The organism is Corynebacterium sp. ACRPQ, from assembly GCF_022347225.1.
GTDB lineage: Bacteria > Actinomycetota > Actinomycetes > Mycobacteriales > Mycobacteriaceae > Corynebacterium > Corynebacterium tuberculostearicum_D.
Map to the genome: position 1 here is coordinate 21,962 of NZ_JAKRNF010000003.1, position 17,976 is coordinate 39,937.

The 17,976-nt window shown below is 58.6% G+C and carries 17 protein-coding genes and 1 pseudogene; 1 reads left to right on the forward strand and 17 read right to left on the reverse strand.

Annotation, left to right across the window (positions count from 1 at the left end):
- Window positions 1-12: 12 nt before the first annotated feature.
- The 8 genes and pseudogenes from secF to MHY24_RS02845 all read right to left on the reverse strand — a co-directional run bounded on the left by secF (window position 13) and on the right by MHY24_RS02845 (window position 7,963).
- The gene (gene secF, locus MHY24_RS02810) at window positions 13-1,173 is read right to left on the reverse strand and encodes a protein translocase subunit SecF (protein WP_239228297.1); all 1,161 of its coding nucleotides are present in this window, start codon (window positions 1,171-1,173) and stop codon (window positions 13-15) included.
- Window positions 1,174-1,175: 2 nt separating this feature from the next.
- A complete protein-coding gene (gene secD, locus MHY24_RS02815; protein WP_239228298.1) occupies window positions 1,176-3,068 on the reverse strand; it encodes a protein translocase subunit SecD in 1,893 nt (630 codons plus the stop codon).
- A 238-nt stretch (window positions 3,069-3,306) separates the two neighbouring features.
- Complete coding sequence (gene yajC / locus MHY24_RS02820) at window positions 3,307-3,666, reverse strand: preprotein translocase subunit YajC (protein WP_239228299.1); 360 nt, start codon at window positions 3,664-3,666, stop codon at window positions 3,307-3,309.
- A gap of 74 nt (window positions 3,667-3,740) precedes the next feature.
- Entirely contained in the window at window positions 3,741-4,820 is a 1,080-nt protein-coding gene (gene ruvB, locus MHY24_RS02825) for a Holliday junction branch migration DNA helicase RuvB (RefSeq protein WP_204608830.1), read from the reverse strand.
- 21 nt (window positions 4,821-4,841) lie between these two features.
- Entirely contained in the window at window positions 4,842-5,459 is a 618-nt protein-coding gene (ruvA, locus tag MHY24_RS02830; protein WP_204608827.1) for a Holliday junction branch migration protein RuvA, read from the reverse strand.
- Between the two features lie 34 nt (window positions 5,460-5,493).
- Window positions 5,494-6,060 (reverse strand): crossover junction endodeoxyribonuclease RuvC, encoded by a 567-nt coding sequence (ruvC, locus tag MHY24_RS02835; RefSeq protein ID WP_040425252.1) that lies wholly within the window; start codon window positions 6,058-6,060, stop codon window positions 5,494-5,496.
- Window positions 6,061-6,240: 180 nt separating this feature from the next.
- Window positions 6,241-6,996 (reverse strand): YebC/PmpR family DNA-binding transcriptional regulator, encoded by a 756-nt coding sequence (locus tag MHY24_RS02840; RefSeq protein WP_150851185.1) that lies wholly within the window; start codon window positions 6,994-6,996, stop codon window positions 6,241-6,243.
- Between the two features lie 93 nt (window positions 6,997-7,089).
- Window positions 7,090-7,963: pseudogene (locus MHY24_RS02845) on the reverse strand (acyl-CoA thioesterase).
- A gap of 182 nt (window positions 7,964-8,145) precedes the next feature.
- On the opposite strand from MHY24_RS02845, the gene MHY24_RS02850 reads away from it, so the two are divergent.
- Complete coding sequence (locus MHY24_RS02850) at window positions 8,146-9,486, forward strand: DUF2029 domain-containing protein (RefSeq protein ID WP_239228300.1); 1,341 nt, start codon at window positions 8,146-8,148, stop codon at window positions 9,484-9,486.
- A 21-nt stretch (window positions 9,487-9,507) separates the two neighbouring features.
- Here MHY24_RS02850 and MHY24_RS02855 read toward each other — a convergent pair whose 3' ends face one another.
- The 9 genes from MHY24_RS02855 to MHY24_RS02895 all read right to left on the reverse strand — a co-directional run bounded on the left by MHY24_RS02855 (window position 9,508) and on the right by MHY24_RS02895 (window position 17,778).
- Window positions 9,508-9,969, reverse strand: coding sequence for a hypothetical protein (locus MHY24_RS02855; protein WP_179386583.1), 462 nt, complete (start codon window positions 9,967-9,969; stop codon window positions 9,508-9,510).
- On the reverse strand, window positions 9,969-11,072 hold the full coding sequence (locus MHY24_RS02860; RefSeq protein WP_239228301.1) for a glycosyltransferase family 4 protein: 1,104 nt from the start codon (window positions 11,070-11,072) through the stop codon (window positions 9,969-9,971). Before MHY24_RS02860 ends, MHY24_RS02855 begins: the two co-directional genes overlap by 1 nt.
- Window positions 11,072-12,016: a phosphatidylinositol mannoside acyltransferase gene (locus MHY24_RS02865; protein WP_239228302.1), complete on the reverse strand. Its 945-nt coding sequence runs from the start codon at window positions 12,014-12,016 to the stop codon at window positions 11,072-11,074. The genes MHY24_RS02860 and MHY24_RS02865 overlap by 1 nt, the downstream gene beginning before the upstream one ends.
- Before the next feature lie 39 nt (window positions 12,017-12,055).
- Window positions 12,056-12,661: a phosphatidylinositol phosphate synthase gene (gene pgsA, locus MHY24_RS02870; protein WP_239192140.1), complete on the reverse strand. Its 606-nt coding sequence runs from the start codon at window positions 12,659-12,661 to the stop codon at window positions 12,056-12,058.
- Window positions 12,654-13,253 carry an HIT domain-containing protein gene (locus MHY24_RS02875; RefSeq protein ID WP_239228303.1) on the reverse strand — a complete coding sequence of 200 codons (600 nt, stop codon included), beginning with the start codon at window positions 13,251-13,253 and terminating at the stop codon, window positions 12,654-12,656. Before MHY24_RS02875 ends, pgsA begins: the two co-directional genes overlap by 8 nt.
- Window positions 13,240-15,303, reverse strand: coding sequence for a threonine--tRNA ligase (gene thrS / locus MHY24_RS02880; RefSeq protein WP_239228304.1), 2,064 nt, complete (start codon window positions 15,301-15,303; stop codon window positions 13,240-13,242). The genes MHY24_RS02875 and thrS overlap by 14 nt, the downstream gene beginning before the upstream one ends.
- 77 nt (window positions 15,304-15,380) lie before the next feature.
- Window positions 15,381-16,607, reverse strand: a complete 1,227-nt coding sequence (locus tag MHY24_RS02885) for a Dyp-type peroxidase (protein ID WP_239228305.1) — start codon at window positions 16,605-16,607, stop codon at window positions 15,381-15,383.
- Between the two features lie 2 nt (window positions 16,608-16,609).
- Window positions 16,610-17,212, reverse strand: a complete 603-nt coding sequence (locus MHY24_RS02890; RefSeq protein WP_204608812.1) for a copper chaperone PCu(A)C — start codon at window positions 17,210-17,212, stop codon at window positions 16,610-16,612.
- Entirely contained in the window at window positions 17,212-17,778 is a 567-nt protein-coding gene (locus tag MHY24_RS02895; RefSeq protein WP_204608809.1) for a copper resistance protein CopC, read from the reverse strand. The genes MHY24_RS02890 and MHY24_RS02895 overlap by 1 nt, the downstream gene beginning before the upstream one ends.
- Between the last annotated feature and the right edge of the window lie 198 nt (window positions 17,779-17,976).

The following is a 17,976-nucleotide window of genomic DNA, read 5'->3' on the forward strand; positions in this document are numbered from 1 at the left end:
TACTACCGGAGGTTACCGGCCCGGGCGCCAGGTTGCGCCAGGGTGCCCAGTGGACTCGGACGGATTATCGTCGTTCTCAGCCGGGGCGGCCTTTGCGCTCACCGGTGAGACCACGGTGCGATCGGCGGTAGCTGCGCCGAATTCTGCTGCTGCATCCTGGTCCTTGCCGGCACGGTAGTCCGCGACCCGCTTGTTGTGACGCTTGATCTTCTTGGACATGTTGGCGAGGGTCACGACCAGCGGCGTAGCGAAGAAGATGGAGGAGAAAATGCCCTCGACCACGCCGATGAGCTGAATGAGCGCCAGATCGCGGAGAGTACCGATACCCATGAGCCACACGGCCACCACGAAGAGTGCGATGATAGGCAGCGCAGAAATCACCGAGGTAGAAATCGAGCGCATGACCGTCTGGTTAATAGCCAAGTTTGTCAGCTCAGCAAATGTCTTCTTGCGCTGGCCCTCGAGGCCTTCCGTGTTCTCGTTGATCTTGTCAAAGACGATGACCGAGTCATACATGGAGAAGGTCAGGACGGTAAGCAGACCAATGATGACGGCCGGGGAAACTTCGAAGCCAAACAGGGCGTAAATACCGGCGATGATCACGCCGTCTGCAATCAGCGCGATAATTGCGGCAAAAGCCATGGTCTTCTGCAAGCGAATGGCCACGTAGACGGTCGCGGCTACCAGGAAGACCAGCATGGCAATGAGCATGCGCTGGGTAATAGAAGAACCCCAAGATTCGGAAACCGTGGACGAGCCAATGGCATCCGGGGTGGCCTTGCCGTTTTCATCCTTCGGCTGGAAGTTGTCATAGATAGCCGCGCGGGCCGCATTCACGTCCTCTTGGCTCAAGCGCTCAGAAACGATTTCCAAGGTCTCGGAATCGCCAGCGCCCACAATGTGAACCTGCTCGGGTTCTACACCGGTGGAGTCTTCGAAGACCTGGCTTACCTCATCTTCCTTGAGGTCGCCTGCCGGCATCGACAACGTGGTGCCACCTTCGAAGTCAATCGAGAGCGAGAAACCACGAATGAGGATCGCGGCCACTGCTGCCACGATTAGTGCTGCAGTGATGCCGTACCACAGCTTGGTGCGGCCAATGAAGTCATAACCGCGCTCGTCCTCGTAGAGGCGGTCCATCCGGGAAATCTTGTGCTTAGTCGAAACAGCCATGCTTATTTCTCCTCATCTTCCGCAGCATCTACGGGACGTGCGGTTCCTGCGGCAGAATCTCCTGCCGTTTCCTTGGTGGCTGGCTCCTTTGCACTCGCGGATTCAGCAGCGTTCGCTTGACGACGTCCCGAGCCAAAGTAGCCGCGTTCACGGCGCTCTTCCACCAGTGCGTAGATACCGCCGAGGCCATTCATCGAAGGTTTAGCGGCAGCCGGACGTCGGCCGACCATCTGCATCAGCGGCGCCATGACCAAGAAGGATACGATCAGGTCGAAGACGGTGGTCAGGCCCATGGTAAAGGCGAAGCCCTTCACCTCACCGATGGCGAGGAAGTAGACCACAACAGAGCCAATCAGGGTCACCGCGTTACCGGTCACAATGGTGGCACGAGCGCGCTCCCACGCCTTTTGCGTAGCGGAGCGGAAGGTGCGTCCCTCGAGGAGCTCGTCCTTGATGCGCTCGTAGTAGACCACGAAGGAGTCAGCGGTTGCGCCCACACCGATGACCAGACCGGCGATGCCGGAAAGGTCCAGCGAGTAACCGATCCAGCGGCCCAGCAGAACCAGGGAGCCATAGGTAAGGAGGCCAGAGGCAATGAGGAAGATGAGGGATACACCAGCCAACGCGCGGAAGTAGTACAGCGAGTACGCCATCACGAGTACCAGACCAACGAGGCCTGCAATGAGGCCGGCCTGAAGTGCTGCCTTGCCCAGTGTGGGCGGAATGGACTCCACGGTGCCGCCTGGTTCGCCATTTTCACCGGCGAAGGACAACGGAAGTGCGCCATACTTCAGGTTATTTGCCAGGCTCTGTGCCTCTTCCTGGCTAAAGTCACCAGTAATGGAGGTAGCAGAACCAACTGGGGTTGTGCCCTGAATGAACGGCGCGGAAATAACCCCAGAGTCAAGGGTGATGGCTACCTGGTCCTTCAGGTGTTCCTGGGTCAGGTCCGCCCAGGTCTGAGAACCGTTCGGGCCATCACCGGTCTTGAAGGAGAAGTTGATCTCCATCTGACCGGATTGACCGTTCAGGCCGCCTTCGATCGGAGAATTGGTATCAATCTCGTTACCGGTGAGGCGGGTGCCGTTTTCGTCCTTGATGCCATTGAGAAGCGGTGCGGGCTCCAGAACGTACGGATTGCCGTTGGAGTAGTCACAAGTAACAAATGGCTTTGCAGGATCATCGGCGCCGGCCAGTGGGTCGCTGCTGCCCTGGCAGGTCATCAGCGCGGAGGCTGCTGCCTGGGTGGTCGGGTCCTCGGACTGACGGTCCTTCAGGAGCATCTCCGTGACTTCATCACGGCGCTTAGTCTGCTCAATGGAGTTGCTTGGCTCCTCAAGCGGCTTGGCGCTGACCTTAGGAGCCTTCTGTTTCTTTGGCTCCTTGCCAGTCATCTGTGCTTCTTGCTGAGCGATGGACTGGGTCATCTGTTCCATCTGCTTATTGGCCTCGTCTGCGCTGAGTACGTCGTACTTCACCCAGCGATTGGCCATATCTTCCAGCTCCTTATTGAGCTTTTCCATGTCCGGCATGGAGGGCTTTGCCACCGGACGGAAGAACAGCTGCGAGGTCTGGCCCACGGCCTGTGCCTGAGAGGCATCCTCACCAGGAACGGTAATGACCAGGGTATTGCCGTTGATGACAACCTCAGAACCAGAAACACCCATGCCGTTAACACGCTGTTCCAAAATATTGCGTGCTTGCTTGAGCTGGTCTTGGGTGGGTTCCTCGCCTTGCGGCGCCAGCGTTACGCGGGTACCGCCCTGCAAGTCGATGCCAAGCTTTGGTGTGCTTTGACGGCTACCAGTTAAAAAGATAAGCGCATAGATAACAACCACAATGAGAACGAAGAGCGCGAGCGCGCGCTTCGGCCATTGGCGTTTGCTATTTTTCATAGCGCCACGGGTTTTTGCGGACAACGATAATCTCCTGTGCTGCTTATAACAGGGTGTTTAAACATTAAATACGGCCCCGCCACATGGCGCAGGCACGTCAACAACGCACAATCGTACGTCATCAGGCGGAGTTTTCCTTAACGAGGTCCGGAAAAGACTCAAAGTGTGATGGGGTCTACGCTCCGCGAAGGCCCCACCTATCTAGCAAACGTTAAGGCAACTCTTAGGAAATAGCCGGCTATTTCTTCTCCTGGCCGTCAAACGGAGGATATTTCTCATCTGGCAGGTTATCTGCCGCATCGTTCTTCTCTTCCCCAGCAGCGGGACGCGCCAGGTCATTGGTCTCTTGTTCGGTGCGAATCACGGCCATCTTGTCAAAAGTAACCACCACACCAGGGGCGATTTCTAGATCCACAACCTTGTCGCCAGTGCTGCGCACCACGCCGTGCACGCCGCCCGCCGTAACGATGGCGTCGCCCGGCTGCAGGGAATTCTGGAGGGCCTGCATCTCATTTTGGCGCTGGCGCTGCTTTCGCATGGCCATAAACGAGGGAACGACGAAGAGGATGCCAATAATGATGAGAATGATGATTTCCATAGCACCCTAGTGTGCCAGACGGCGGTGTGCACAGAAACCCCAAGGGGGCATCGCCAAGCAGGCTAGCCTCTGAATTAAAACAGCCCGGCCGCGCCCTCCGGCGGGGTAAGCCCTAAGTGCCGCCATGCTGCAGCGGTAGCTACGCGGCCGCGTCCAGTGCGCGCAACCATCCCGGCACGCACCAGGTAAGGCTCACACACCTCCTCCACCGTCGAGGGCTCCTCGCCCACTGCGATGGCCAGTGTGCTCACGCCAACCGGTCCGCCGCCGTGTCCCTTAATCAAGGCATTGAGCACCGCCCGGTCGAGGCGGTCAAGTCCCATGTCATCTACGTCGAAGACTTCGAGCGCTCCTTGGGCCGCGCTGAGATCAATCAGCCCGGTGCCATTGACCTCGGCATAGTCTCGAACGCGGCGCAGCAATCGGTTAGCAATACGCGGGGTTCCACGCGACCGAGAGCCAATTTCTACCGCCGCATCGTGGTCAATTTCCACGTCCAAGATGTGGGCGGCGCGCTTGATCACTTGGGTGAGATCAGCCGTGTCGTAGTACTCCATCTGCGCGGTGAAACCGAAGCGGTCGCGCAATGGGCCGGTGAGCATGCCGGCGCGCGTAGTCGCGCCAACCAAGGTAAAAGGCGGGATCTCTAGCGGAATAGAAGTAGCACCAGGCCCCTTGCCCACAATGACGTCAATGCGGAAGTCCTCCATTGCCATGTACAGCATTTCTTCTGCTGGCCGGGCAATGCGGTGGATCTCATCGATGAACAGGACATCGCCTTCCATTAGGTTGGAAAGCATTGCGGCCAAATCACCGGCGCGCTCCAAAGCGGGCCCGGAAGTCATACGCAGCGAAGTGCCCAGCTCCTGGGAAATAATCATCGCCATAGTGGTCTTGCCCAGGCCCGGCGGCCCTGAAAGCAAAACGTGGTCCGGCGTGACCCCACGGTTCTTTGCCCCCTTAAGCACAAGGGAGAGCTGCTCGCGCACCTTGGGTTGGCCGATAAATTCCTCGAGCGACTTTGGACGCAAGGAGCGTTCAATATCATGCTCCTCGGAGTGTGCGGTGGCATCCACATCGCTATTGCGCTGGGAGGCGTGCGCCGCGTCGACGCCCTCAGGGAGATTGAACTCGGTGCGCTCAATATCGGACATATTTTTCAGCCTTCCTGCCGGTTATTTCTTCTTGCCCAGCTGCGCCAACGCCGCGCGCAAGAGAGTGGACGTATCGGCATCGGGATTTTCCGCGTAGGCAGATTCCACCACGGGACGCGCTCCCTTATCGGTAAACCCGAGGCCAATGAGTGCCTCAGTCACGCTTTCTACCACGGCACCACCGTTCGGCGCGACGGCGGTATCAACGGAGCCTGCGGCGGCGGGCTCGCTTGGTGCAAAGGCCGCTACCTTATCTTTCAGCTCCAGCGCCAAGCGTTGGGCCATACGCTTGCCGACGCCCGGGATAGACTGCAGCGCCTTCACATCTTCCCCACCAATTGCCGCAGCAAGCTCCCCTGCCCCCATGACGGACAGCGCCGCTAGGGCCAGCTTGGGACCTAGGCCGGACACAGACTGCAGCACATGGAACATCTCGCGATCCTCATCAGCGCTAAAGCCATAGAGAGTCAGAGAATCTTCCTTGACCACCAAGTTAGTAAGAACCGTGGCTTGTTCCCCGCGGCGCAAGGTGCCCAGCGTTTTTGGGGTAGCTAAAAACTTGTACCCCACGCCTGCACAGTCGATAACCCCATGGTCGAGTCCAATATGGATTACCTCTCCACGCAGTGCAGCAATCATTGGCTTCTTATCCTTCCACTCTCAGTAAAATTCCCTAGCGCTTCTTGCCCTGGCCGCGCACGCCGCTGGTCTTAGCACCAAGCCCGAGACCGGTATGGTCCATCCGCACAATGGCCGGGGCACGCCAACAGTGGCACACTGCCAACGCAAGAGCGTCGGCGGCGTCGGCAGGCTTGGGTGGTTCAGTCAACCCCAGAATACGGGTAATCATGGTGGTCATCTGCTTCTTATCTGCACGTCCGTTACCAGAGATGGCCTTTTTCACCTCGGACGGGGTGTACATGTACACCGGAATATCGCGTTCGGCGGCAGCTAGCACCAGCACGCCTACGACGTGGGCCGTTTGCATGACTGTGGACACCTGGCCGCGTTCGAAGACGCGCTCGATCGCAACCACATCTGGCGAATAGTCATCCATCCACTCCTTCGCCGCCACCGAAAGGCGCAGGAGGCGCTCCGTCAAGTCCTTATCGCTAGGGGTGCGCACCACGCCGACAGAAACGGGAAGGATTGCTCGGCCACGACCAGCCTGAACCACGGAAAGTCCGCAGCGCGTCAAGCCTGGGTCAATCCCCATCACGCGCATTCCTTCTAGGTTCATCTCTCCCCCATTGTCATGTTGGCACCACTGTGCACCGCCTACTGCCCCATTATGGACTACACACAGGTGTTCTACAAGCGTAGCATCCAGCTTTCGCATAACGAAGCGCCGGCAACGTCTCCTGCGGGCAATACCCACGGAGCGCTACCGGCGCTAAGAGCCGTCCTTGCGGCGAGGTGGTTAGTCCTCGTTCAGCTCGGCTAGAACCTCATCGGAAAGATCCATATTGGTGTAGACGTTTTGCACGTCATCGGAGTCTTCCAAAGCATCGATGAGGCGGAAAATCTTCTTGGCGTCATTGGCCTCTAGCGGTACCTCGACAGATGCACGGAAGTCATTGTCGGAGTCATCGACCTGAATGTCGGCGTCCTTGAGCGCGTCCTTGACTGCCTGCACGTCCGTCGGCGCGCAAACAATCTCAAACTTCTCGCCCTGGTCCTTGACCTCTTCCGCGCCTGCTTCCAGCACGGCCATCAAGACATCATCCTCCGTCAGCTCGCCCTTTTCTACCAAGACGTAGCCGGTACGGGTGAACATGTAGGCCACAGAGCCGGACTCACCCAGGTTGCCGCCGTTCTTGGACATCGCGGTACGCACGTCGGTCGCCGCACGGTTGCGGTTATCCGTAAGGCACTCAATGAGCATGGCTACGCCGTTGGGGCCGTAGCCTTCGTACATGATGGTTTCCCAATCGGCGCCGCCGGCTTCTTCACCGGAACCGCGCTTGCGAGCACGCTCAATGTTGTCATTGGGGACGGAGGCCTTCTTGGCCTTCTTGATCATGTCATCAAGTGTTGGGTTAGCCGCTGGGTCACCACCGCCGGTACGAGCCGCCACTTCGATGTTCTTGATCAGCTTGGCAAATTCCTTGCCACGCTTGGCATCGTTGGCAGCCTTCTTATGCTTGGTAGTTGCCCATTTCGAGTGGCCTGACATGTAGTCCCTTTCTAATCGGGTGCTGAAACTGGTGGCAATTATACGTGTGCTGCACGAATGCGTGAAAGCGACCCCCTTATAAGCGGGACGTTCTTATACGTTGTGCCAATTGCCATGGGCAGAGCCGCTGCCCAAATTTTCATCTAAGTAACGTGTAAGCCCCTCTTGATTCACCAACGCCACCAATTCACCCTGCTCTGTAAAAATTTTGCCACGCGCAACCGCCGTCGCATTCGACGCCGTGGGTGATACCTGCTCATATAGCAACCACTCATCCACGCGGAATGGGCGCAGAAACCATATCGCATGATCAAGGCTGGCCAATTGCACTTTTTCTCCCTGATGCGGAATAAGGGCCGAGCGAATCAGCGTCATATCAGACATAAAGGTCAGCGCCGCACAATGGAAGGAAGAATCCGCAGGCAGTCTGCCAGTATTGCGGAACCAAATATGCCGATAGCCTGCACCGGTGCGCTCTGCAGCCACCGGATCGCGTCCTTCTTCTGGCAGGAGGCGAATATCCCATTCCTCCCACTCCTTGAGGATAATCCTGGTGGAGTACGGGGCTCCGCCGCCAATCCGAGCTACTTCCTCGGGCCCTGGCACCTCTGGCACAGGATCCTGATGCTGCGGGCCGCGATCCCCGTCGCGATGGAAACTAGCCATAAGAGTAAAAAGGAGCACATGTCCCTGGTAGACGCGTACCTGCCGGTTGGCGAATGATTTCCCCTCCCGAATGCGTTCGACCCGGATCTCAATTGGTTGGCTCGCATCGCCAGGGCCTACAAAGTAGCCATGCAGGGAGTGGATGTCTTTGCCGAACACAGTGCAACTGGGCTGCGGCCACTGCTTGAGCAGCAATCTGTCCGCCGAAGGTACGCTCAATCCGCGACTCCACAGCAGGGCCTCTAAACACATCGGCCAAATTCGTTTCCTCGACGGCCAGAATCTCGCGAATGGATGCCATCTGCACACTCCCTATGTCCTACGTCACTTCTCCCAGCGTTTGCCGTCCACACTACTCACTGGACGAGCCGTCAGTTTCCTTTTCAAATCCGTCCCCCACTTCTGGGCGCAAAAGTGGAGGAATTTTCTAGAAGAAACTATGTCCGCTACCGAAGTAAGCGCGCATTGAATAAAGTCTTTCGAGTGAAACGCATCGCTTCTGTTCCAGCAGTATGGATTGGGTGGGTCATCGCCCGCCTTGTCCTTATTTACCTACTCAAGATTGACCACAATCCCAGGGGCGATGTCGCATATTATTTTGCTGGACGCTTTGGCGATGACCCGACAAACATGACCGAATACCCTCACGCGGGCACCTGGCCCACGGTGGTCTTGGGCTGGCTCACCGGTGAGAATATCACCGCATTCTATATCGGCTTCACCATCATGACCCTGCTTGTGGACGCCGCCTTTTTAGCCCTCCTTCTGCGCCACCACGCGACTCAACCGCGCAGTTTCCAGGCCGCCTGGTTCTGGGTCCTCTTTGGCACCGCAGCTGGCCACACCTTTGTGTGGCGTCTCGATATATTCCCCGCCCTAGCCGTGGCCGGGGCAGCTGCCCTTCTAGCTACCCGCCCGCTCATCGCCTCGGCGGTACTGGGTTTTGCCACCACTATGAAGCTATGGCCAGGAGTCCTCGCTGCCGGCTTAGTGGGCCGCTTCAACAGATCCGCAACCTGGCAACGCCTACTCGCGTTTTTCTGCACCATCGTCGCAGTCTGCACCGTCACGATTGCTGCCTCTGGTACCGAGCGCCTGCTTTCACCGCTGAACTATCAGGGCGTGCGCGGTCTCCAGTTGGAGTCCATCCCGGCGACGTTCCTGCTGCTGCAGGCACATCGCACTCCAGGGCGGTGGCACCTGGGCTACGCGCCGTCCAAGAGCTTTGAAATTTCCGGGCCTGGCGTAGATACCGCAATGACCTGGAGCACTATCGGCACCATTGCCATGCTCGTCTTCGCAGTGGGCTGGGCGCTGTACCGGCTGTGCGCCGGCGGATGGACCACCCGCACGACCATGGCGTTTTTTACCGTTATGGTCCTGCTTCTTATCGCGACGAATAAGGTTTTCTCCCCGCAATACATCGTCTGGCTGGGCCCCTTGCTTGCCGTGGTGATCCGCCAGCGCCTGCCGCAAGGATTCGCCCCCTTGCAGATATTCCAAGCCTTGTTAGCAGGCTGTACCATCATCGCCGCTGTGCTGGGAACCTTGGTCTACCCATTCAACTATGACTACATCTGGAACCACGTGGGCGAGAACATGTTCGCCGTCTACCTATTGGTAGCCCGCAATATCCTCATCGTTGTCATGGCCATTATCGGACTTGTCTGGTTTGCAGTCGAGGTGGCCCTGGCTTCAAAGATCGAGCAGGCAGAATTGCAGCAGCGACAGGCGCCTTCCTCCCCGGCGGATGGCGCGGCTGCTAGCACCGCGGCGAAGCCGGTATTCCGCCGCCGACGCGGCCGGCACGCACTTGCGTCCTAAATCTTGAGGTAGAACTGCTGCCTACTCGGCCAGCATATAATCAAAATATTCCGGCAGTTTTGCGGTGCCACCCAGATGAAAGAGGCGTACCGCAGGGCGCAGGCGCAGCGCGCGAGTGTCGCTGACCGCCTCGTTGTAGAAGCGGTGGGCAAGTTGGATGCGGCCCTCGGCGTCGGCAAGCGCGGCAGGGCGACGGTCCGCGGGAAACTCCCTCACTATGGCGGCAGATAGTTCCCGCTCGGCCATCGTGCGCGGTTCGAAGTGTCCTTGATAGAGCTCAGTAGACTCTGCTCGCTGAGCTAGCGCCGCAAGCGATGGTGCGACCGCCGCTGTCACCGCTGCCCTGCGGTCAAGTGCCGCCTGCAGCTGGGCCAGCGAGGCATCAGTGCGGATGTGCAGCGAGTTAAGCCGCTGGGCGGTAAAAAGCGCCCACAAACCTACGATGATAAGTAGGAAGAGGACTAGGGCGATTTCAATGGTCATCAACGCTTTACCCTCACCTTGGTGCCGTCTTGGACAGTCTCGTAGACCTGCATCACGGCCGCCGCTACATGGTCCCAGTCATAGGTGCTGGCGCGTTGGACGCCATTGCGCACCAACTGGGCCCGATACTCGGCGTCATCAAGCACCTCGTTGAGGACACGAGCCAGATCCTCGCTGTCTTCGTTGCGGAACAGCGCGCCGGCAACCTCGTCGGAATCGGCATTGCACACCGCACGGAAAGCCTCGAGGTCAGAGGCAACAACAGCCGCGCCGGCCGCCATGGCCTCTACCAGCACGATGCCGAAGCTTTCGCCGCCGGTATTTGGGGCCACGTAGACATCGGCACGGCCCAGGATTTCTGCCTTTTCGGCGTCGCTGACCCGGCCGACAAAATCCACGCCCTCGACCTCGCGGACGCGGCCGCCGCCCATGATGGTCACGCGGATATCGTGGTGTACTTGGCGCAGCGCGCTCAGCAGGATATCGAGGCCCTTGCGCGGTTCATCCAACCGTCCCAAGAAGACAACTTCCAGGGGATCGCTGAGGGCCTTAGCCGGGCTGCGGCGCCGTGCTTGGGCATAGACCGACGTATCCACGCCGTTGGGAATAAGGACCGGGTCTCCGCCCAATTGCTCCACCTGCCACCGCCGCGCCATATCGGATACCGCGATGCCACCCCGGATCTTTTCCAAGAAGGGAACGAGGAAAGGTTTGGCCAAGGTCAACACCAGGGAGCTAGACGCGGAAGCGTGATACGTCGCCACCAGTGGGCCTTGGGCCACGGCCAACGCGGTCATGGAAAAGCTCGGGGAGTTAGGCTCATGGATGTGCAAGACATCGAAGTCGCCCTCCTTGATGAATTGCTTTACCATGCGCGTGACGTGGGGCCCCACGGACAGGCGCGCCACCGAGCCGTTATACGCAATGGGGAAGGCCGGCCCTCCCTTGACTACGAAATCCGGCAGCTGGGTGGATTCCGCAGCGGGGCCAATGACTTGTACATGGTGCCCTTGCTCAATGAAGACTGTGGCTAGATCAAGGATATGGGCTTGAACTCCACCTGGTTCATCGAAGGAGTAGGGGCATACGATTCCTATGCGCACTAGCTCTCCCCTTCCTGCGATGGCCCGGTGTGGCGGGCATTGCGGGCATTTTTGGCCGCCCGCGCTTGCCGACGCCTCTCTATGTCCACATTCCACTGCGGCTGCAGCATATGCCAATCCTCTGGGTGGCGGCGGATATTGGCGGCGAAGCCATCGGCCATACGCTGAGTTGTCTCCTGCAGATCCGTTACCTCGAGCTCAGGAGACACAGAGAGCCCCCAGCCCTCGCCTTCAAACCACGAGTGCACCACGTGCAGGGCGGCGCCGGTCTCTATAGCAAGCTGCGCGGGGCCTGCGGCCATATTGGCCTCTTCCCCCATGAAATCCACGGTAACGCCGCTTCGGGTCAGGTCGCGCTCAGCCAGCAGGCATACCACGCCACCGGCTTCCAGCACCTCTTTGAGGCGGGCAAAAGGCGAGGCTTCGCCGCCGGTGAGGGGAAGAACCTCAAAGCCAAGGGTTTCGCGGTAGTCCACGAAGGCGTCGAAAAGCACTGCGGGCTTAAGGCGCTCCGCAACGGTGGTGAACTGACCATAATGGCCAACGAGGAAGACGCCCGCCATATCCCAATTCCCGGAATGCGGCAACGCCAAAATGGTGCCGCGCCCGGATTGAGCCGAAGCATCAAAATGCTCAAGGCCTTCCAAGCCGCTGAGCAAGCGCTCATGCAGCCCGGCATCGCCGTGGATGGCTGGCAGGCGGAACGCCTCCATCCAGTAGCGCATATAAGAGCGCACGGAATCGCGCACCAACGCGCGGGTAACGTTTTCCGGGCCCACCACTCGCGCTAGGTTGCGGCGCAAGCCCTCCATTCCGCGACCGTTGCCGCTTGCGTAGTCCGCACCCCAGCGAAAAAGCGTGCGCGCTATGGGCTCGGGCAGACGGCGCACCACCTTCCACCCCGCGAGGTAACCCGCCGCGGAGAGGTCTTCTTTGTCCCACATGGTGTCACAACCTCCTGGTTTTAGGTGGTGCAGTACGAGCTACTGCTGTTCCTGGCGGGCGGCGATAACCATCCGCTGGCACACGGTAAAGATGGAGCCAACGGCCAAGATCCACAGCGCTACCTCAATGGCATGCGGTACGCCGAGGCCCTCGAGGCCAATGCCGCCCAGGCCCAAAATAAGCCGCTCGGGACGCTCGATCAGGCCGCCGACCATCTTGAACCCGGACGCTTCTCCCCTAGCCTTGATATAGGAAATGACCTGAGAACATACCAAGGTGACAAAGCACGCAATAACCGTGATGCGGGAAGAATCCGCAGAATAAATCAGCCACCATGCAATAGCACTGAACAATGCGCCATCGGTGATGCGATCACAGGACGCATCCAAGGTCGCACCAAAGGCAGTAGCCTTGCCAGTCAAGCGCGCCATTGTGCCATCGAGCATGTCGAAAGCGGCGAAGAGGCCGGACAAAACGGCAGCGGAAAAGAGGTGACCGGTAGGAATAAGGATCACCGAAATCGCAATGGTGACTATGGTACCCACAACCGTGACCACATTCGGGGTCAGGCCTAGCTTCAAAAAGGCCTTGGCTATAGGTTCCACCACCACGGCGGCGGGCTTTCGCCCATGCACGCTAAGCACGCGAATCCTCCTCTTCCATCTCGCGCCATCCTTTTGCCAGCACGCGACGCGTATCCTGCAGAAGCTGCGGTAATACCTTAGTCCCATCGAGGACAGTCATAAAGTTACTATCCCCGGGCCACCTTGGCACCACATGCAGGTGCAGGTGATCTCCCACCGAGCCGCCTGAAGCGCGACCCAGGTTTAGGCCCACATTGATGGCTTCTGGGTGTGAAACCCGCTTGAGCACCCGGACGGCCTTTTGCGCGAAGGCCATCAACTCCTGAGATTCCTCTTGCGTGAGGTTCTCCAGCTGCGATTCCTTACGGTACGGCACCACCATGAGGTGCCCGGCGTTGTACGGAAACAGGTTCAGCAATGCATACACGGACTTGCCTCGAGCAATGATGAGCCCGTCTTCGTCGCTACCCTGTGGGGCTTCCACGAAGGGGTCTTTAGAACGCTTGGCAATATAGGCCATGCGATAAGGCGCCCATAACCGCTCTAGGCGGTCCGGCTCGCCAGCGCCTGAGTCAACGAAGGTCTCCTCCGCAGCTTGGTTTTCAGCGACGGCGGAGCTGTCGGTTTCGTGTGTCTCTTTAGCGTCGGGCACTGATGAGCTCTTCGGTCGGCTGCTCGTTGTTACGCTCTGCTACCCATGCGGCAATGAGCTCCACGGCTTCCTTTACCGGCACACCATTGACCTGGGTGCCATCGAGGAAGCGGAAGGACACGGCATCAGCTTCTACGTCGCGTGCGCCAGCCACCAGCATGAAGGGAACCTTACCGGTGGTGTGGTTGCGAATCTTCTTCTGCATGCGGTCATCAGAGGTATCCACATCGGCGCGGATACCCTTCTGACGCAGCTGGGCGGCAACCTCTTCGAGGTGCGGGGAGAATTCATCGGCCACCGGAATGCCCACCACCTGGTGCGGTGCCAGCCATGCTGGGAAGGCACCGGCGTAGTGCTCCAGCAGGACGCCAAAGAATCGCTCGATGGAGCCGAAGAGCGCACGGTGAATCATGATCGGGCGCTTCTTCGTTCCGTCAGACGCGGTGTATTCCAGCTCGAAGCGCTCCGGCAGGTTGAAGTCCAACTGCACGGTAGACATCTGCCAGGTACGGCCGATTGCGTCGCGAGCCTGCACAGAAATCTTCGGGCCGTAGAAGGCTGCACCTGCGGGATCCGGAACCAGCTCCAAGCCGGACTTTTCTGCGACCGACTGCAAGATAGAAGTGGAGCGCTCCCAGATCTCATCAGAACCAACGAACTTATTCGGGTCCTTGGTAGAAAGCTCCAGGTAGAAGTCAGACAGGCCGTAGTCCTTCAGCAAGGAAATGATGAAGTCGAGGACCTTGGTCAGCTCTTCTTCCAGCTGCTCTTCGGTGCAGTAGATGTGGGCATCGTCCTGGGTAAAGCCGCGGGCACGGGTCAGACCGTGGACCACGCCAGACTTTTCGTAACGGTAGACGGTACCGAACTCAAACAGACGCAGCGGAAGCTCGCGGTAGGAACGACCACGGGATGCAAAAATCAGGTTATGCATCGGGCAGTTCATAGGCTTGGCGTAGTAGTCCTGCGGCTCCTTGACGGTATTGCCCTCTTCGTCATACTCGCCATCGAGCTGCATCGGCGGGAACATGCCGTCGGCGTAGAAGTCCAGGTGGCCAGACTTCTTGAATAGGTCACCCTTGGTGATATGCGGGGTGTTAACAAAGGAGTACCCAGCCTGGACGTGGCGGTTGCGAGAGTGGTTTTCCATCTCCATGCGCACGGTCGCGCCATTCGGGTGGAATACCGGGAAGCCGGAGCCAATCTCATCCGGGAAGGAGAAGAGATCTAGTTCCTGACCCAGGCGGCGGTGGTCGCGCTTTTCCGCCTCTTCCACCATGGTCTGGTAGGCCTCCAGCGCTTCCTTGGACTCAAAAGCGGTGCCGTAAATGCGCTGCAGGCCAGCCTTGGACTGGTCGCCGCGCCAGTAGGCGGCAGAAGAACGGGTCAGGGTGAAAGCCGGGATGTACTTGGTGGTCGGTACGTGCGGGCCGCGGCAGAGATCGAACCACTCTACTTGCCCGGTGCGCGGGTTGATGTTGTCATAGTGGGTGAGATCGCCGGAACCGACTTCTGCGGCCTCGTCGGAGTCAGGGTCAACGTTGCCCTTGTCCTGGACCAGCTCGAGCTTGAAGGGCTCCTCGGCGAGCGCCTTTTCCGCTTCCTCCGCGGATTCATAGACGTGACGCTCGAAGCGCTGGCCGCCCTTGATGATCTTCTTCATGCGCTTTTCAATCGCCTTGAGATCTTCCGGCGTGAAAGGCTCGGCGGTCTGGAAATCGAAGTAGAAGCCATTCTCAATGGCCGGGCCGATGCCCAGCTTGGTGCCGGGGAATTCGGCCTGCACGGCCTGGGCCATAACGTGGCCGCAGGAGTGGCGGATGACGGCGCGGCCGTCTTCCTCGCTGGCGGCAACCGGGGTAAAGGTGGACTCCGTGTCTGGGGTGTGCGACAAATCAAAGAGAGTGCCGTCCTCACCGCGAACGACTACGACAGCCTCAGGGCCCTTATTAGGAAGGTTGAGCTCTCGCATTGCTGCGCCCACGGCCTGGCCGGCGGGCACGGTGAAGGAATCGTAATTGACCGGTACTGCGGGGATGAGTTCCGCCATAATCGCGCTCCTTTATGCGCTCGTGCGTCGGCGGCATACCTGGCCGCGTCCGCTATTTAAATTTACGGATAGCTATTCTACAACCCTGCATGCTCGCAGAGCGATTTTGCCCACCATGACTCGCGCCCATCGGCAGTGAGGGTGCCCGGCGGGCAGAAATACATAGCCGAACCAATATGAGTCAACCACTCGTTCAGCAGGTCCGATTTATCCAAACGGGCCTGGATAGGCTCGAATTGCTTGGTGGGATCTTGCTGATAGCAGATGAAAACCTGGCCAATATTGGAAAGCTGCCCATCCTTGCCATCGGGAGCCAGCTCATAGTTATACGGCCGGCGCAGGATGCGCTGCTCTGGATGATCGGCCGGCGGGGCGGCTACCGCCATGTGCGAGTTCTTATCGATAACCGGCAGTCCATAGTCATCTACCGCGTCAAAATCCACGGCGTCGAATTCGTCCTCGCCGGTGAGCGGGGCACCAGTATCGAGCTTGCGGCCGATAGCATTCTCGCGGGAAGAGCGATCCAGCTTTTCCCAAGTATCCACGTTCATGCGGATGCGGCGCACCACCATCGCCGTTCCCCCATTGGCCCACTGCGGGCCCTTATCAATCCACACCTGGGCTGCGAAGTCCTCCTCGCTGCGTGGGTTTACAGTGCCGTCCTTTTGCCCAAACATATTGCGCGCGGTGGCGCCCTTTTCCTGGCTGCCATAGGCGTTAATAAAGCCCTGCTGCAACCACTTCACGCTGGCATAGTGCTCGCCTGCGCGCACCATGTGCCGCAGGGCGTAGGTATTCATCAGTGGGTCATCGCAGCAGATTTGCAGGACGAGATCGCTTTGACCCCACTTATCTTCCAGCTCCTCGCGCTCATAGGGGCGTACATCTCCCAGCCACCGTGGCTTGTCCACTCCGAGCAGGTTAAAAACCTCTTCGCCTAGACCGCAGGTGATAGTCAGGTTGGCAGGCTGTTGCACCATTTCTGGCTCCAGCGTGCCCAGCGGCGCCTCCCCCGTGCACAGCGCGCGGGCATCCTCGGTCCACAGCTTCATGAGGCTGGCAAACCCCCGCTTGTCGACGCCCCTTTTAAGGTCAAACCCCACCAAATTCAGGTGGGCCTGCGCTGCGGTAGCGATACCCGCTTGATGGTCGCCGTCGAATGCCACGAGGGCGTCGGCAAGCGCCGGCCGATCCGTTGCCTGAGCATCCGGGGAAGAACCCTGGTCATTACAGCTAGCCAACGCGAAGGCGCTGGTCGATACCGCAGCGCCGGTAAGAAATCCCCTTCTGCTGAATCCAGACATAACTAGTGGTCGTGGCCTTCCTTATTGTGGGACATATCTCCGTGCTCCATGTGGGACATTTCGTGGCCCTTCATATCGCCGTAATCCTCATCCCCAGCAGGCATGCTACGCGTTTGGATCTCGCCCAGATCGAACTCTTCGCCGCCCTCTAGTTCCACTTTGAGGTCAAGGGATTCGCCGGGAGCGATGTGGTTTTCCATGTCCATGAGCATGAAGTGGTCACCACCAGGTGCCAGCTCGTGGGACTCGCCGGCTTTGACTACTAGTGGGCTCGACATTTCCTGCATCTTGCCATCGACAGTCTCATGCATCTGGTTCACCTTGGCATTGAGGCTGGTGGAAAAACCGGTGATAGCGATGTCCTTATCGGTATGGTTCACCAAGGTGCCAAAAATAGCAGTCATGTCCTTGTCCTCATTGGCGCGCACGACAGCATCCTCAAAGGTCAGTTCTTTAGATTCCGCAGCGGAGGATGTTTCCCCGACACTAGTGGAAGCATCCACCTTCGACTCGGTGGAATCATTTTGGTTTTGCGGTGAGCAACCTGCCAGGGCGAGGCCGGCCACAGTGAAGCCCACAAGGGCGATGCTAGAAATCTTGGACATTATTTTTCACCTTCCGAATCAATGCGACGAGACTTGGCAATAAATAGGGCAGCTACTGCGGCAATTGCCAAAACGCCGCCCACACCCAGGATGATTTTCAGCGCGGTCGGCAGGCCCTCATCCTCATCCTGGGACGATGATTCAGCAGCAGCTGCCTCGGTGCTCTCGGTGGGGACACCTTTGACAGAAAATTCCACACCGCCGCGGGTAGCGTGCCCATCCGATGACGTGATCTGAAAGCCCACCTGGTATTTACCCGGCCCAGGATGGACATCCGCAGGGGTCTCAATGGTGAGATCCCGCTCATGGAGCTTTGGTTCTTGGCTAAAAAGTTTCTCACCGGTATCGACGTTGGTTACGGCGAAGGTGTTGAAGTCCTCTTTGGGGATACCAGAAAACTCGAGGGTGATTTCCTTAGGGAACTCATCGAGTTGGTCGCCGTCTTTGACCGAACCGCCAATAACGGAGTCGTGCGCGAATGCGGCAGGTATTGACCCGCCCAAAACCAGTGCGGCCATGCCCACTGCTGCAGCTGTGCGGCGCAGCCAAGGTACGCGGTAGCCCATAGATAGCTCCTTTTGTGTTGAAAATGCACAAGTTGAATTGTCAGACATACTAGCCCCGCGACTTGCCAGAGCGGCAATCACAAAAGCAGAGCGTCGAGACATATGTCGGCTTGAACTGGGATCGAGTTCCACCTTCGCAATAAAAAGAGGTATTTATCACTATGTAAGGCAAGTTGACTCAATTCGAACGGGCCCTAC